Here is a 15719-nt window from a genome sequence, read left to right as displayed (position 1 = left end):
ATGCCCTTTGTCTCTTTTTACTTGATAGGGATTCACGTATCCTAAGCCGCTACGGAAATAAACAAAAGTACTTACCTGTGAAAGCTGAACAAAAACACACTCCGATGATGCAGCAATATCTCAAGCTAAAGGCTGAGAACCCAGAAATCTTGCTGTTCTATCGCATGGGCGACTTCTACGAACTCTTCTACGACGATGCAAAACGTGCATCTCAATTGTTAGATATCTCGTTGACCAAACGCGGCGCATCGGCAGGTGAACCAATTCCTATGGCTGGCGTCCCATTCCACGCTGTTGAAGGTTATCTGGCTAAACTTGTTCAACTAGGTGAGTCTGTTGCGATCTGTGAACAGATTGGCGACCCAGCGACAAGCAAAGGTCCGGTTGAACGTAAAGTAGTGCGTATCGTCACTCCAGGTACGGTAACCGACGAAGCACTGTTGTCTGAGCGTATCGACAACCTGATTGCAGCGATTTACCAACACAATGGTAAGTTCGGTTACGCGACATTGGATGTGACTTCGGGTCGTTTCCAGCTAGTCGAGCCAGAAACCGAAGAAGCAATGGCTGCTGAGTTGCAGCGCACGGCACCTCGCGAATTACTCTTCCCTGAAGATTTTGAAGCAGTTCACCTCATGTCTAGCCGCAACGGCAACCGTCGTCGCCCAGTCTGGGAATTTGAACTAGATACCGCTAAACAACAGTTGAACCAACAATTTGGTACGCGCGACTTGGTAGGCTTTGGTGTTGAGCACGCATCACTCGGTCTGTGTGCTGCGGGTTGTTTGATCCAATACGTAAAAGATACTCAGCGTACTGCCCTACCGCACATTCGCTCACTGACCTTTGATCGCCAAGATCACTCCGTCATTCTTGATGCGGCAACACGTCGTAACTTAGAGCTGACGCAAAACCTATCTGGTGGAACTGATAATACGTTAGCCGAAGTACTCGATCACTGTGCGACTCCAATGGGCAGCCGTATGCTAAAACGTTGGTTGCATCAACCAATGCGCTGTGTCGATACTCTTAACAACCGTCTTGATGCGATTGGTGAGATCAAAGATCAGAGCTTATTCACCGACATTCAGCCAATCTTCAAACAGATTGGTGATATTGAACGTATCCTCGCTCGTTTGGCGCTTCGTTCGGCACGTCCGCGCGATATGGCTCGTCTACGTCATGCAATGCAGCAACTGCCAGAGTTGGAAACCGTCACTTCTTCTCTGGCTCACCCATACCTTAAAAAGCTGGCTCAGTTTGCTGCACCAATGGATGAGGTATGTGATTTACTCGAGCGCGCAATCAAAGAAAATCCACCAGTGGTTATTCGCGAAGGTGGCGTGATTGCAGAGGGCTACAACGCTGAGCTTGATGAATGGCGTAAACTCGCAGATGGCGCAACCGAGTATCTAGAAAAACTCGAAGCTGACGAACGCGAACGTCATGGTATCGACACCCTAAAAGTTGGCTACAACGCTGTACACGGTTTCTTCATTCAGGTAAGTCGTGGTCAAAGCCACTTGGTTCCACCACACTATGTGCGTCGCCAAACGCTGAAAAATGCAGAACGCTACATCATTCCTGAGTTGAAAGAGCATGAAGATAAGGTACTGAACTCTAAATCAAAAGCGCTAGCAGTAGAGAAAAAGCTGTGGGAAGAGCTGTTTGATTTGTTGATGCCAAACCTTGAGAAGATGCAAAACCTTGCTTCGGCGATTTCTCAGTTAGACGTACTACAAAACCTAGCCGAGCGTGCAGATTCACTTGATTACTGTCGCCCAACTTTGGATAAAGAAGCGGGCATCAGCATTCAAGCCGGTCGTCACCCTGTCGTAGAGCAAGTAACCAGCGAGCCGTTTATTGCCAACCCTATTGAGCTAAGTTCAAACCGTAAAATGCTGATCATTACTGGTCCAAACATGGGTGGTAAATCGACCTATATGCGCCAAACCGCATTGATTGCTTTGATGGCTCACATTGGTTCATACGTACCTGCAGAATCGGCTCATATTGGCTCTTTGGATCGTATCTTTACTCGTATCGGTGCGTCTGATGATTTGGCCTCTGGCCGTTCAACTTTCATGGTTGAAATGACCGAAACAGCCAACATTCTTCACAACGCAACTAAGAACAGCTTGGTGCTAATGGATGAGATCGGTCGCGGTACCAGTACTTACGATGGTCTTTCTTTGGCATGGGCAAGTGCTGAATGGCTTGCAACTCAGATTGGGGCAATGACACTGTTCGCGACTCACTACTTCGAATTGACTGAGCTACCAAACCTACTGCCAAACCTAGCCAACGTTCACCTTGATGCGGTAGAACACGGTGACAGCATCGCCTTTATGCACGCAGTTCAAGAAGGTGCAGCAAGCAAATCTTATGGTCTAGCAGTTGCTGGTTTAGCTGGTGTTCCAAAGCCAGTGATTAAGAATGCGCGTAACAAGCTGTCGCAACTTGAACAATTAGGTCAAGGCAATGATTCGCCTCGCCCTAGTACGGTCGATGTGGCAAACCAACTCAGCTTGATCCCAGAACCAAGTGATGTTGAACAAGCATTGTCGAATATTGATCCTGACGATCTAACGCCTCGCCAGGCACTGGAAGAGCTTTACCGCTTGAAGAAGATGCTCTAGTTCCTAAACTTATCCAGTAAAACGCAAAAAGGCTATGGTCACCCATAGCCTTTTGTTTGTTCTGAACTCGCCTCTACAGCGCTTCTACCTAATCATCTTCTACGTTGAACAAGTTTTCCATGTTCAGACCTTGTTTAATCAAGATCTCACGTAGTCGACGTAAGCCTTCCACTTGGATCTGACGAACACGTTCGCGTGTTAGACCAATCTCACGTCCCACTTCTTCAAGTGTTGATGGCTCATAGCCAAGCAGACCAAACCGACGTGCAAGCACTTCTTTCTGTTTTGGATTCAGCTCTTCTAACCAATGGATCAATGAAGATTTAATGTCGTCGTCCTGAGTGGAAACTTCAGGGTCTGAATTGTTGGCATCAGGAATAATATCCAGCAGCGCTTTCTCGCCGTCACCACCAATTGGTGTATCAACAGAACTAATACGCTCGTTAAGGCGAAGCATTTTGCTTACGTCTTCTACCGGGATATCTAGCTGTGCAGCAATCTCTTCTGCTGTTGGTTCATGATCGAGCTTCTGAGAAAGTTCACGCGCGGTACGCAGATAAATGTTCAGCTCTTTAACCACATGAATTGGCAGACGGATGGTACGAGTTTGGTTCATCAACGCACGCTCGATCGTTTGGCGGATCCACCACGTTGCGTAAGTTGAGAAACGGAAGCCTCTTTCTGGATCAAATTTCTCTACCGCACGGATCAAACCTAGGTTGCCTTCTTCGATGAGATCAAGAAGTGCAAGACCACGATTGCTGTAGCGGCGAGAGATCTTCACTACCAGACGCAAGTTACTTTCGATCATACGTTTACGAGCAGCTTCATCGCCACGCAATGCACGTCGAGCATAAAGTACTTCTTCTTCTGCTGTGAGTAGAGGTGAGAAGCCAATTTCACCTAGATAAAGCTGTGTTGCATCTAAGCTCTTATTACTCGCATCGAATTCCTCTCTTTGCGAGCTCTTCTCTTTTTTGGATGGTGATTTTACAAGTTCGTTATTAATGCGGCCTACTGCTGCATCGTCATAATCAAACTCTTCAACTTTGGTTACTGTGTTGCTGATACTCATAACGCCTCCCCCTGGCGAGTTAGCAAGACATGACAACTCAATATGTCGCTAAATGATGTCGCAAGTTGTTATTCAAAGTTTTAAGGCAAATACCGTTTTGGATTAACGGACTTACCTTGATAACGAATTTCAAAGTGAAGTCTGACCGATTTCGAACCCGAACTACCCATCGTCGCGATTTTTTGTCCAGCTTTAACACTTTGTCCTTCTGAAACCAGCAATCTATCGTTGTGAGCGTATGCACTTAAATAATTTTCGTTATGTTTAACTATTATTAAGTTGCCATAACCTCTTAGCGCATTACCAGAATACACAACTGTGCCGGTTGCGGTTGAAACGATAGGCTGACCACGCTGTCCTGCGATGTCGATGCCTTTATTTCCTTGTTCGCCCGCTGAAAAATTCTTAACTACTCTCCCTTTTGTAGGCCACAACCACTTAGACACTTTGTCATTTTTTGCTGTAGTTGTAGGCGCTGGCTTCTTAACATTTTGGTTACCTTTTGAACCAACATACTCTTTTGATTTCGATTGTTCAACCTTCTTTGGAGGCTGTTTTTGTGTAACTTTCGTTGGCTTCTGACTAGAGCTTTTACTTGAATTTGATGTCTTGGCTGGTGTTGTTTTTGTCACGGTTGGGCTTGGGGTCGCTACAACCACAGGTGGAACAACGGGTTCCACTTTATGACCAAATTTAGGTGAATTATATTTCGGAGCCCAAAGTTTTAACTTCTGGCCCGGGAAGATCGTGTAAGGAGCAGCAAGTTCATTGTAACGAACCAGATCTTTTACATCCTTGTCTGTGACGTAAGCTATAAAATAAAGGGTATCGCCTTTCTTTACTTCATAGTAGCTACCTCGATAACTACCGCGCTCTACCGTTGAGTAATCTTTATTTATGCTTGAGACGGGTGCAGGCGAGTGAGCCGCGCAACCAACCAGTCCCGCAGCTAACAAACAGCTAATACCAAAACGATGTAATAACTTCTTCACCTAGTCTTTAACCTTTAAGCCAAATCACCTGCAACTAATGGCACAAACCTTACCATTTCTACCACGGTTGACAGATATTGTTCACCCTGACGTTCAATTTTTAATAGCTGCTGCTCTTCTTCACCAACAGGAATGATCATCTTACCGCCGTCTTTCAACTGGGATAAAAGCGCTTGGGGAACACTTTCCGCAGCTGCAGTCACGATAATCGCATCAAACGGTCCTTTCGTTTCCCATCCGAGCCAACCATCGCCATGTTTGGTCGAGACGTTATAAATATCCAATTGCTTCAGGCGACGCTTAGCGTCCCATTGCAGAGATTTGATTCGCTCAACGGAATAGACATGATCCACAATTTGAGCAAGAACTGCCGTTTGATAGCCCGACCCCGTGCCAATCTCTAAAACATTGCTGTCCGATTTTAAATCGAGCAGCTCTGTCATTTTTGCAACGATGTAAGGCTGAGAAATGGTTTGTCCCTGACCAATCGGCAGTGCATTGTTGTCGTATGCTTGGTGCATCATTGCTTGTGAGACAAAACTCTCACGCGGCAGTCGATAAATCGCATCCAACACACGTTGATCACTGATGCCACTGGAGATAAGAAATGCTATCAACCTGTCAGCATGTGGGTTAGTCATTAATTCTCTTCCTTTAACCAACTGTCCATTGCGCGCAGCGACTCATGAGCAGTGAGATCGACCTGCAGTGGCGTGATTGAAACAAAGCCATGTTCAATCGCGTAAAAGTCCGTACCGATACCGGCATCTTGCTCTTTGCCCGGAGGACCGAGCCAATAGATATCATGTCCACGCGGATCTTTCTGCTTGATCATATTCTCAGCGTGATGACGCGCACCTAAGCGAGTCACTTCAATCTCACCAAGCTCTTCAAACGGAAGATCAGGGACGTTCACATTCAATAGACGGTTGGTTGGAATTGGGCGAATCAGATGCTGCTCAACCAACTGGCGAGCAATTTTAGCAGCCGATTCAAAATGTTGTTTACCGACTAGAGAAAAAGCGATCGCCTGCACGCCAAGGAAGTGCCCTTCCATCGCAGCAGCCACCGTACCGGAGTACAACACGTCATCACCTAGGTTTGCGCCGTGATTGATGCCTGACAGCACGAGGTCTGGCAGGTCATCTTTCATCAACTCGTTCAGCGCAAAGTGCACACAGTCAGTTGGAGTACCTTGCACAGAAAAAGTCTTCGGCGAAATCTCGGTCACTCGTAGTGGTTGCTCTAGCGTCAGTGAGTTAGACGCACCAGAACGGTTTCGGTCTGGTGCTACAATCGTCACTTCAGCAATGCTTCTTAGTTCATCAGCAAGAGCATGAATTCCCTGAGCATGAACACCGTCATCGTTGCTGAGCAGTATTCTTAATGGCTTCGCGTTGTGTGAATCCATTTCCATTAGTATTCTCTTTCTACCTTTTCTTCGATGACCAACTCACGCACGATTGAAGTCGCAAAAGAACCCGCATCTAGCGAGAACGTTAATGTGATGTTGTTACCATCGACCGTCCAAGCTAAGTCTTGTGGTTTAAGTGCAATATCACGACGGTCATGGCGCATACGGTTACCACGAATCAAAGCCATCAAGTCTGGCTCTTCATCTAAGAATGGTTGTTCTAAAGTAAGGGCATCCGCTTGAGTTGGCAGCGCATTATCACCTGCTAGAGCTGCGGTAATTGCCACTTGACCTTCAGCAAATTGCGCTTGTAGATCTGCGATGTTGCTTGCATCAACCAACTGAGTGCCAGAACTTGTCTGCGCAAAATCACCGTCGATGAACTTATCAAACACGCCTTTCTCTAATCGAGCTGAAACGATACGGTTGAAGATCCAAGAACGAGCTGCAGACAAGTACATGCTGCGCTTGTTTTGATTGCGGGTACGAACGTTCTCGCGTCCCCATCGACGTGCTTCTTCTAGGTTATTGCCATCGTTACCAAAACGCTGACTACCAAAGTAGTTTGGCACGCCCACTTGCTTCACTTTTTCAAGGCGTAGCTCAACATCCGTCACATCTGTCACTTCAGACAAAGTAACCACGAACTCGTTCCCTACCAGGTCACCCGGACGAAGTTTTTTATTGTGACGATCCGTTGCAAGGATTTCGATGCTTGGGTATTGCGCCAAAAATGCTGAAAAGTCTGGCGTTTCACCTTTTGGTAAATGCACACTTAGCCATTGTTCGGTCACTGCATGACGGTCTTTAAGGCCCGCCCAGCTAACGTCTTTCGACTTAACACCACAGGCTTTTGCTAATTCGTTAGCAACAAAACTGGTGTTCTCACCTGTTTTACGGATACGAACCATTAAGTGCTCGCCTTCACCCGTAAAGGCAAAACCTAAATCTTCGCGAACCTGAAAGTGCTCTGGTTGCGCTTTGATTTTTGCAGATGCAACTGGCTTACCTGTTAGGTAAGCCAATGAAGATAAAATGTCTGACATGATGTATTTCCGCTGATATCACAGCTTAGAGGAGCAAATTGCTAATTATTGCTTAAACAGAAGTACAACTGCTTCCGTTGCAATGCCTTCTTTGCGTCCAGTAAAACCAAGACGTTCTGTCGTCGTCGCTTTTACGTTAATGTTGCTAATGTCGGTTTCGAGGTCTTCGGCAATAGCTGCACACATTGCGTCAATGTGCGGTGCCATCTTCGGCGCTTGCGCCATGATAGTGACATCTGCATTACCAAGACGGTAGCCTTGTTCTTTGACTCGACGGTAAACGTCTTTCAATAATTCACGGCTATCTGCGCCTTTCCATTTGTCATCCGTGTCTGGGAAGTGGCGGCCAATGTCGCCAGCAGCAATCGCGCCAAGCAGCGCATCCGTTAACGCATGCAACGCCACATCACCATCAGAGTGCGCAATCAAACCTTGTCCGTAAGGGATCGCTACACCACCAATGATTACTGGACCTTCACCACCGAATTTATGTACGTCGAAACCATGACCAATTCGAATCATTTTCTATCCTTTCTTTATTCGCCGCGCTCACGGCTGAGATAAAACTCGGCTAGCGCAAGATCTTCTGGCTGAGTAATTTTTATGTTATTCGCATTCCCTTGAACCAGTGCCGGCTTTTCGCCTAACCACTCTAAAGCCGAAGCTTCATCAGTAATGGTGACACCTTGTTCTAATGCGTCAGCCAGCGCTTGGGTAAGCTGCTGAGTTTTAAACATTTGTGGAGTCAGTGCATGCCACAATGCTTCTCTATCAACCGTATGATCAATGTCTTGTGCGGTGTTTGCTCGCTTCATTGTGTCTCTCACTGGAGAGGCGAGGATGCCACCCGTTGGGTGAGCGCTACAAACATCAATCAAACGGTCAATGTCGGATGTTAATACACACGGTCTTGCAGCATCGTGGACCAAGACCCACTCGCTCTCCAGATGTGTACTTACATAGTTTAGCCCTGATAACACAGAGTCTGCCCTTTCTTTGCCACCAGCCACACGAATCACATCAGGGTGCTGAGCAATAGACAATTCAGGGTAGTATGGGTCGCCGTCGGTAATAGCCACGACAACCTTAGAAATTTTTGGATGAGAAAGCAGTTTATCTACTGTATGTTCCAGTACCGCTTTACCGTCAATCAACAAATATTGTTTTGGACGATCTGCTTTCATGCGGCTGCCAACACCTGCGGCAGGCACAATAGCAATATGGATTGGAGTATTAGTATCCAACATATTAATGCTCTTCCTCATCGACAATTCGGTAGAAGGTTTCGCCATCTTTAACCAAACCAAGTTCATGACGTGCACGTTCTTCGATTGCATCAAGACCTTGTCGTAAGTCATCAATCTCAGCGAACATCTCGTTATTACGAGCTCGCAGCTTGCTGTTTACTTGCTGCTGCACTTCAATTTCATCTTCTACTGTGTAGTAGTCAGACACCCCATTTTTGCCAAACCAAAGGGTATATTGAAGCCAGCCAAACAGTAACGTAAGGGCTATGACAAAGATTCGCATATCGTTGCTAACATTCTGTACCGGAAGGGATTAGATAAGGTGACATATATAGCATAAATGCGTGATTGGCTCTAGGGCAGAAAAAGAGACTCACACGCTCCTTACAGGAAAAAAGCAGCAAAATGAAACAAAGAGATTTCCCACTATCTCCTTCGCAGTTCTAGAAAATGACAAGTAAGTGTTGGCGAAAGTAACCTCCACTCCCACTTCTTGAAGCAAAGCGTTCCCATATGTCAGATACAAAAACGACCCGCAAGCGCGAGGCGTTTTTAAAAGCTTTAAGTTAAGCCGTTAATTCAGTTAAGAATTACGCTTGACCTTTAACTTCTTTAAGACCGCTTCCTTGAAACATGGAGGAGCGCGCTCACCTAGAGCTTCCGTTATATAAAAAACGCCCCGCAAGTGCGAGGCGTTTTCAAAAGCTTTAAGTTAAGCTGTTAATTCAGTTAAGAATTAAGCTTGACCTTTAACTTCTTTGAGACCGCTTCCTTGAAACATGGAGGAGCGCGCTCACCTTGAGCTCCCGTTATATAAAAAAACACCCCGCCAAGGCAGGGTGTTTTTAAAAGCTTTAAGTTAAGCGGTTAATTCAGTTAAGAATTAAGCTTGACCTTTAACTTCTTTAAGACCGTTGAAAGGAGCGCGCTCACCTAGAGCTTCCTCGATACGGATAAGTTGGTTGTACTTAGCAACACGGTCAGAACGGCTCATAGAACCAGTCTTGATTTGACCTGCAGCTGTACCTACCGCTAGGTCAGCGATAGTTGCATCTTCAGTTTCGCCAGAACGGTGAGAGATTACTGCTGTGTAACCTGCGTCTTTAGCCATCTTGATTGCAGCTAGAGTCTCTGTTAGAGAACCGATTTGGTTGAACTTGATAAGGATAGAGTTAGCTACGCCTTTCTCGATACCTTCAGCAAGGATCTTAGTGTTAGTAACGAATAGGTCGTCACCTACTAGTTGAAGCTTGTCACCTAGTAGTTCAGTTTGGTGCTTGAAGCCAGCCCAATCAGACTCGTCTAGACCGTCTTCGATAGAAACGATTGGGAATTGGTTAGCTAGCTCAGCTAGGTAGTGGTTAAACTCTTCAGAAGTGAAAGTTTTACCTTCGCCTTTCATGTTGTAGATGCCAGCTTCTTTGTCGAAGAACTCAGATGCAGCACAGTCCATAGCTAGAGTAACGTCTTTACCTAGTTCGTAACCAGCAGCTGCAACAGCTTCTGCGATAACTTCTAGAGCTTCAGCGTTAGACTTAAGGTTAGGAGCGAAACCACCTTCGTCACCAACTGCAGTGCTGTAGCCTTTAGACTTAAGAACTTTAGCTAGGTTGTGGAATACTTCAGCACCGATACGTAGACCTTCTTTAAGAGTCTTAGCACCAACTGGTTGGATCATGAACTCTTGGATGTCAACGTTGTTGTCTGCGTGCTCACCACCGTTGATGATGTTCATCATTGGTAGAGGCATAGAGAATTGACCAGCTGTACCGTTTAGCTCAGCGATGTGCTCGTATAGAGGCATGCCTTTAGCTGCTGCTGCAGCTTTAGCGTTTGCTAGAGAAACAGCTAGGATAGCGTTCGCACCGAACTTAGATTTGTTTTCAGTGCCGTCTAGTTCGATCATTACTGCGTCGATTGCAGCTTGGTCTTTAGCGTCTTTGCCAACTAGAGCTTCAGCGATTGCGCCGTTTACAGCTTCAACAGCTTTAAGAACACCTTTACCTAGGAAACGTGCTTTGTCACCGTCACGTAGCTCAAGAGCTTCGCGAGAACCAGTAGATGCGCCAGATGGAGCTGCTGCCATACCTACGAAACCGCCTTCTAGGTGTACTTCAGCTTCTACAGTTGGGTTACCACGTGAGTCGATGATTTCACGACCTAGAACTTTAACGATCTTAGACATTAATGTTTCCTCTCGTTTCAAATATAAATGTCAATTTTAAAGGGCAGCAGCACAACCTTCGCCGCAGCCCGTATCCTTTTACTTCTCGAATTCGCCGCGAGCGTTTTGACCTGCAGCTTTCACGAAACCTGCGAATAGTGGGTGACCATCGCGAGGCGTCGAGGTGAATTCTGGGTGGAATTGAGCCGCTACAAACCATGGGTGAGCTGGGTTCTCAATCATTTCCACTAGTTTCTTGTCCGCTGATAGGCCAGATACTTTCAGACCTGCTTTTTCGATTTGCGGACGAAGAACGTTGTTTACTTCGTAACGGTGACGGTGACGTTCATGAACAGTCGCGCTACCGTATAGTTCACGAGCTTTAGTCCCTTTCTCTAGGTGACATAGCTGTGAACCAAGACGCATCGTACCACCTAGGTCAGACGTTTCAGTACGTTCTTCAACTTTACCTTCGCCGTCTACCCATTCAGTGATCAAACCTACCACAGGGTACTTAGTGTCTTTGTTAAATTCTGTTGAATGTGCACCTTCCATACCCGCTACGTTACGCGCGTATTCGATCAGTGCTACTTGCATGCCTAGACAGATACCTAGGTAAGGTACTTTGTTTTCACGAGCGTATTGTGCTGCGCGAATCTTACCTTCGATACCACGGTCACCGAAGCCGCCAGGTACTAGGATTGCATCTAGACCTTCAAGTACTTCTACGCCTTTCGTCTCAACATCTTGAGAGTCTACGTATTTAATTGTGACGTTTAGACGGTTTTTCAAGCCTGCGTGTTTAAGTGCTTCGTTTACTGACTTGTAAGCGTCTGGTAGTTCGATGTATTTACCGACCATACCGATAGTTACTTCACCAGTTGGGTTCGCTTCTTCGTAGATAACCTGTTCCCATTCAGACAGATCAGCTTCTGGTGCGTTGATACCAAAGCGAGCACAAACTAGGTCATCTAGACCTTGAGACTTAACAAGTTGAGGGATCTTGTAGATTGAATCTACGTCCTTCATTGAGATTACCGCTTTCTCAGGAACGTTACAGAATAGCGCAATCTTCTTACGCTCGTTCGCTGGGATCATACGATCAGAGCGGCAAACAAGAATATCTGGTTGGATACCGATAGATAGCAGCTCTTTAACAGAGTGCTGAGTTGGCTTAGTTTTCACTTCGCCCGCAGCTGCTAGGTAAGGAACTAGAGTTAGGTGCATGAACATAGCACGTTCACGGCCTAGTTCTACTGCAAGCTGACGAATCGCTTCCATAAATGGCAGTGATTCGATATCACCTACTGTGCCACCGACTTCAACGATAGCAACATCATGGCCTTCAGAACCTGCGATTACGCGGTCTTTAATAGCGTTAGTGATGTGAGGGATAACCTGAATAGTTGCACCTAGGTAATCGCCACGACGCTCTTTACGTAGAACGTCAGCGTAAACACGACCAGCAGTGAAGTTGTTGCGCTTGGTCATCTTGGTACGAATGAAACGCTCGTAGTGACCAAGGTCAAGGTCAGTCTCTGCGCCATCTTCCGTAACGAACACTTCACCGTGTTGAGTTGGGCTCATTGTGCCTGGATCAACGTTGATGTAAGGGTCAAGCTTCATCATAGTCACTTTAAGACCACGAGCTTCTAGAATAGCTGCAAGAGATGCTGCTGCAATACCTTTACCTAGAGAGGATACAACCCCGCCAGTAACAAAAATGTAATTTGTCGTCATGTTTAACCTGAAATTGGTTGAATGAGGGAAATGGAGTGCTTCTGGACGGGACGTAAATATACCAGAAGCTCCTTAACGCCACAACGTGAAATCTATCACACTGCAATTTTTTATTTTTTGCTTCAAATCAAAGTCGCGTATTCATGTATTTTCATCTTTGTTCATCTAGCTTCACTTCATCCCACATAGAATCAAGCTCATCTAGCGTAAAGTCTGTGAGCTGCTTACCACGCGCTGCAACTTTAGTTTCCACGCCTTTAAAGCGTTTCGAGAACTTTATGTTAGCCTTTGCCAGTGCCACTTCTGGGTCTTTCCCTAAGTGACGCGACAGGTTCACAGTTGCAAATAAAAGATCGCCTAATTCAAGCTCAACCTTTTCCTCATCCGGATTAATTTGAAGCGCTTCTTCCATCACCTCTTCAATTTCTTCCTGCACTTTTCCAACAACCGGACCAAGCGAGTCCCAATCAAAACCATATTTGGCGCACTTTTTCTGGATCTTTGTGGCACGCGAAAGTGCAGGTAGAGAGTTTGGTATTGAGTCTAGAATACTTTCTTCAGCTTTGCCTACTTGAGCTTTCTCTTTCGCTTTTTCCGCTTCCCAGTTTGCGTTAATTTCATCATCCGATTCGAACTCTACGTCAGAAAAAACATGCGGATGACGACGAGTCAGCTTTTCGTTAACCGTTTCGACCACGTCAGAAAAATCAAACAGTCCCTGCTCTTTCGCCATTTGGCTGTAGAAAATCACTTGGAACAATAAGTCACCCAACTCTTCTTGCAAGTTCGGCCAATCGCGGTTTTGAATCGCATCCACCACTTCATAGGTTTCTTCAATGGTGTGCGGAACAATGGTGTCGAAGGTCTGCTTTAAGTCCCAAGGGCAACCACTTTCTGGGTCACGCAGCTTCGCCATGATTTGTTCTAACTGTTCAATTGGATGACTCATTTTCTGTTCCTTTAAACCTTTCTATCTAAAGAAAAAGGTGAGCGGCCAAAACCACTCACCTTTAATTTGTTTTCTAACTGTTTTTACTAAGTAGTTGGTTCTTCTGGCAAGGCAGTAAACTTATGAGACCCATGAGCATAGCTTGCCTATGAGATTGGGCCACATAAGTGCAGCTAACGCCGCTAGAAAGCCAAATACGACGTAAAAATTAGCCTAAGCGTTTCACCGACATAACATCCTTGATCTGCTCAACACGTTTCGAAACGCGCGAGAACACTTCGAGGTTGGTCACTTCAAGGTCAAAGTCCATGATCGACATTTGCGTGCGGTAATCGACACGGCTCTTCATGCTGGTAACTTTTATTTTCTCGTTCGCAAATAAGGTGGTGATGTCTTTGAGTAGGCCACCTCGTTCCATTGCTTCGACGCGAACGGTTAAGATGTAAGAACCGACAAAGCCGCTACCCCAGACGGTATCGATGATACGTTCTGGTGCGTGATGACGAAGCTCTTCTAGCTGTTCACAGTCACTGCGGTGAACCGAGATACCGCGGCCTTGGGTGATGTAGCCTGAGATCTCATCGCCTGGTATTGGCTGACAACAGCGCGCTAGGTGCGTCATTAGGTTATCGACACCTTCTACCACTACCGCATCTTTCTTCGGACGACTTTGCGCTGGAGCTCTGCTTTCTGCTTCTTGCAGTTTTTCTAGCGCTTGCTGGTCTTCCTCTTCTGCGGTTGGCTTATTCACCAACGCGTTGATGTGGTTGATGATCTGGTTAATACGCAAATCACCACTACCGATACCAACATATAACTCATCGGCACTATTTACGTTAAAACGCTTCAGAGCGTAACTGTCAGCGTCTTTCAGTGTCGCGCCAATTTTAGTCAGCTCATGCTCTAATATTTCACGACCGGCTTCTAAGTTCTTCTCACGACTTTGCTTGCGGAACCATGCGTTAATCTTCGCACGCGCTCGACCGGATGTTACAAAGCCCAGAGATGGGTTTAACCAGTCACGTGATGGGTTTGGCTCTTTTTGAGTGATGATTTCGACTTGGTCGCCCATCTGCAGCTTGTGGGTGAACGGTACGATACGACCAGCTACTTTAGCGCCGATACAACGGTGACCCACTTCGGAGTGAATGTGGTAAGCGAAATCGAGCGGTGTTGCGCCCATTGGTAGGTCGACAACGTCACCACGTGGAGTAAAGGCATACACGCGATCATCAAACACCTGACTACGCAGCTCGTCCAACATTTCACCAGAGTCAGACATCTCTTCTTGCCAATCGAGCAGCTTACGCAACCATGTGATCTTCTCATCATAACCACTGCGGCTGCTTGCACCCTCTTTGTACTTCCAGTGTGCTGCGACACCTAGCTCGGAGTCTTCGTGCATCTCTTTAGTACGAATCTGGATCTCGATCGTCTTGCCTTCAGGGCCAAGAATCACGGTGTGAATAGACTGGTAGCCGTTTGGTTTCGGGTTTGCTACGTAATCGTCGAACTCGCTTGGTAAGTGTTTGTATTTGGTGTGAACCACACCTAGAGCGGCATAACAGTCTTGAAGTTTGTCAGCGATGATACGTACCGCACGTACGTCAAACAATTCATCAAACGCCAGGCTCTTCTTCTGCATTTTGCGCCAGATGCTGTAGATATGCTTTGGACGGCCACTGACTTCAGCATTGATCCCGCATACCGTCATTTCTTGGGTTAAGTCATCGACAAAGTCTTTGATGTATTGCTCACGAACAATACGACGCTCAGCTAACTGTTTAGCAATTTGCTTGTAGGTTTCAGGTTGTTGGTAGCGGAAGGCGTAGTCTTCAATTTCCCACTTCAACTGACCAATACCGAGGCGGTTCGCCAGAGGTGCATAAATGTTTGCACACTCTTTTGCCGCTGCTCGACGAATTTCGTCTGGCGCTTTTTTTACTTCAATCAGGTTGCAGATGCGTTCTGCCAATTTGATGATCACACAGCGGAAGTCATCCACCATCGCTAGCAACATGCGGCGAACGTTATCCACTTGAGAGGACGCTGCTCCGCCTTCCATTGTGACATTTAGCTGTCCGATGGCTGCCATTTCTTCTACGCCATCAATCAGCTTAATGATCTCTTTGCTGTATTTTTCCTCTAGCGCTTCTCTATCAAAAGCACCACTTGAGACCAGAGGAAACAGTTGCGCAGCGACGAGTGTCGCTTTATCCATCGATAAAGTGATCAAGATTTCTATCATTTCTCGACCACGCCACAACAAAAGCTCAGCCTGCTCGTGATTCGCCAAAATGGATTGGCAATCACGATACACTTCAATTAAGCGTTTTGCTGTGTTCTTCTCTTGCCCTAGGCTAGCCACCCAGTTTTCGAGTTCAAACTGTTCATCTTGGTTTAAATGCGCGCTTCTTACCGCAACCATTTCATCATCCTAATTATTATATTTG

General features: G+C 46.3%; 13 protein-coding genes. 1 reads left to right on the top strand and 12 read right to left on the bottom strand.

Going from position 1 to position 15719, the window contains the following annotated elements:
• The first annotated feature begins 77 nt into the window (after window positions 1-77).
• Window positions 78-2639, top strand: coding sequence for a DNA mismatch repair protein MutS (gene mutS, locus BSZ04_RS10810; protein WP_088880381.1), 2562 nt, complete (start codon window positions 78-80; stop codon window positions 2637-2639).
• An 88-nt stretch (window positions 2640-2727) separates the two neighbouring features.
• Here mutS and rpoS read toward each other — a convergent pair whose 3' ends face one another.
• From rpoS to relA, 12 genes are all read right to left on the bottom strand, one after another.
• Window positions 2728-3714: an RNA polymerase sigma factor RpoS gene (gene rpoS / locus BSZ04_RS10805; protein ID WP_010450244.1), complete on the bottom strand. Its 987-nt coding sequence runs from the start codon at window positions 3712-3714 to the stop codon at window positions 2728-2730.
• A gap of 80 nt (window positions 3715-3794) precedes the next feature.
• On the bottom strand, window positions 3795-4706 hold the full coding sequence (gene nlpD, locus BSZ04_RS10800; protein ID WP_038885718.1) for a murein hydrolase activator NlpD: 912 nt from the start codon (window positions 4704-4706) through the stop codon (window positions 3795-3797).
• A 14-nt stretch (window positions 4707-4720) separates the two neighbouring features.
• Window positions 4721-5347, bottom strand: a complete 627-nt coding sequence (locus BSZ04_RS10795; RefSeq protein ID WP_010450248.1) for a protein-L-isoaspartate(D-aspartate) O-methyltransferase — start codon at window positions 5345-5347, stop codon at window positions 4721-4723.
• Window positions 5347-6123 carry a 5'/3'-nucleotidase SurE gene (gene surE, locus BSZ04_RS10790; protein ID WP_071235295.1) on the bottom strand — a complete coding sequence of 259 codons (777 nt, stop codon included), beginning with the start codon at window positions 6121-6123 and terminating at the stop codon, window positions 5347-5349. Before surE ends, BSZ04_RS10795 begins: the two co-directional genes overlap by 1 nt.
• On the bottom strand, window positions 6123-7166 hold the full coding sequence (gene truD, locus BSZ04_RS10785) for a tRNA pseudouridine(13) synthase TruD (RefSeq protein ID WP_088880380.1): 1044 nt from the start codon (window positions 7164-7166) through the stop codon (window positions 6123-6125). Before truD ends, surE begins: the two co-directional genes overlap by 1 nt.
• 45 nt (window positions 7167-7211) lie before the next feature.
• Complete coding sequence (ispF, locus tag BSZ04_RS10780) at window positions 7212-7688, bottom strand: 2-C-methyl-D-erythritol 2,4-cyclodiphosphate synthase (RefSeq protein ID WP_088880379.1); 477 nt, start codon at window positions 7686-7688, stop codon at window positions 7212-7214.
• Window positions 7689-7702: 14 nt separating this feature from the next.
• Window positions 7703-8413 carry a 2-C-methyl-D-erythritol 4-phosphate cytidylyltransferase gene (gene ispD, locus BSZ04_RS10775; protein WP_088880378.1) on the bottom strand — a complete coding sequence of 237 codons (711 nt, stop codon included), beginning with the start codon at window positions 8411-8413 and terminating at the stop codon, window positions 7703-7705.
• Window position 8414: 1 nt separating this feature from the next.
• A complete protein-coding gene (gene ftsB, locus BSZ04_RS10770) occupies window positions 8415-8696 on the bottom strand; it encodes a cell division protein FtsB (RefSeq protein WP_088880377.1) in 282 nt (93 codons plus the stop codon).
• Between the two features lie 600 nt (window positions 8697-9296).
• Complete coding sequence (eno, locus tag BSZ04_RS10765; protein WP_005425372.1) at window positions 9297-10598, bottom strand: phosphopyruvate hydratase; 1302 nt, start codon at window positions 10596-10598, stop codon at window positions 9297-9299.
• A gap of 78 nt (window positions 10599-10676) precedes the next feature.
• Window positions 10677-12317, bottom strand: a complete 1641-nt coding sequence (locus BSZ04_RS10760; RefSeq protein WP_005449808.1) for a CTP synthase — start codon at window positions 12315-12317, stop codon at window positions 10677-10679.
• A 151-nt stretch (window positions 12318-12468) separates the two neighbouring features.
• Complete coding sequence (gene mazG, locus BSZ04_RS10755; protein WP_088880376.1) at window positions 12469-13266, bottom strand: nucleoside triphosphate pyrophosphohydrolase; 798 nt, start codon at window positions 13264-13266, stop codon at window positions 12469-12471.
• 208 nt (window positions 13267-13474) lie between these two features.
• Window positions 13475-15694, bottom strand: a complete 2220-nt coding sequence (gene relA, locus BSZ04_RS10750) for a GTP diphosphokinase (protein WP_045392046.1) — start codon at window positions 15692-15694, stop codon at window positions 13475-13477.
• Between the last annotated feature and the right edge of the window lie 25 nt (window positions 15695-15719).

The sequence above is a fragment of the Vibrio rotiferianus genome (assembly GCF_002214395.1).
Lineage (GTDB): Bacteria > Pseudomonadota > Gammaproteobacteria > Enterobacterales > Vibrionaceae > Vibrio > Vibrio rotiferianus.
The sequence above is the reverse complement of the archived record's forward strand: the minus strand, read 5'-3'. Positions and strand labels throughout refer to the sequence as shown.

What these genes read in the sequence shown, in the direction of transcription:
- rpoS (WP_010450244.1), bottom strand. Translation starts at nt 3,714, where the DNA reads ATGAGTATCAGCAACACAGTAACCAAAGTTGAAGAGTTTGATTATGAC.
- BSZ04_RS10795 (WP_010450248.1), bottom strand. Translation starts at nt 5,347, where the DNA reads ATGACTAACCCACATGCTGACAGGTTGATAGCATTTCTTATCTCCAGT.
- surE (WP_071235295.1), bottom strand. Translation starts at nt 6,123, where the DNA reads ATGGAAATGGATTCACACAACGCGAAGCCATTAAGAATACTGCTCAGC.
- truD (WP_088880380.1), bottom strand. Translation starts at nt 7,166, where the DNA reads ATGTCAGACATTTTATCTTCATTGGCTTACCTAACAGGTAAGCCAGTT.
- ispF (WP_088880379.1), bottom strand. Translation starts at nt 7,688, where the DNA reads ATGATTCGAATTGGTCATGGTTTCGACGTACATAAATTCGGTGGTGAA.
- ispD (WP_088880378.1), bottom strand. Translation starts at nt 8,413, where the DNA reads ATGTTGGATACTAATACTCCAATCCATATTGCTATTGTGCCTGCCGCA.
- ftsB (WP_088880377.1), bottom strand. Translation starts at nt 8,696, where the DNA reads ATGCGAATCTTTGTCATAGCCCTTACGTTACTGTTTGGCTGGCTTCAA.
- eno (WP_005425372.1), bottom strand. Translation starts at nt 10,598, where the DNA reads ATGTCTAAGATCGTTAAAGTTCTAGGTCGTGAAATCATCGACTCACGT.
- BSZ04_RS10760 (WP_005449808.1), bottom strand. Translation starts at nt 12,317, where the DNA reads ATGACGACAAATTACATTTTTGTTACTGGCGGGGTTGTATCCTCTCTA.
- mazG (WP_088880376.1), bottom strand. Translation starts at nt 13,266, where the DNA reads ATGAGTCATCCAATTGAACAGTTAGAACAAATCATGGCGAAGCTGCGT.
- relA (WP_045392046.1), bottom strand. Translation starts at nt 15,694, where the DNA reads ATGGTTGCGGTAAGAAGCGCGCATTTAAACCAAGATGAACAGTTTGAA.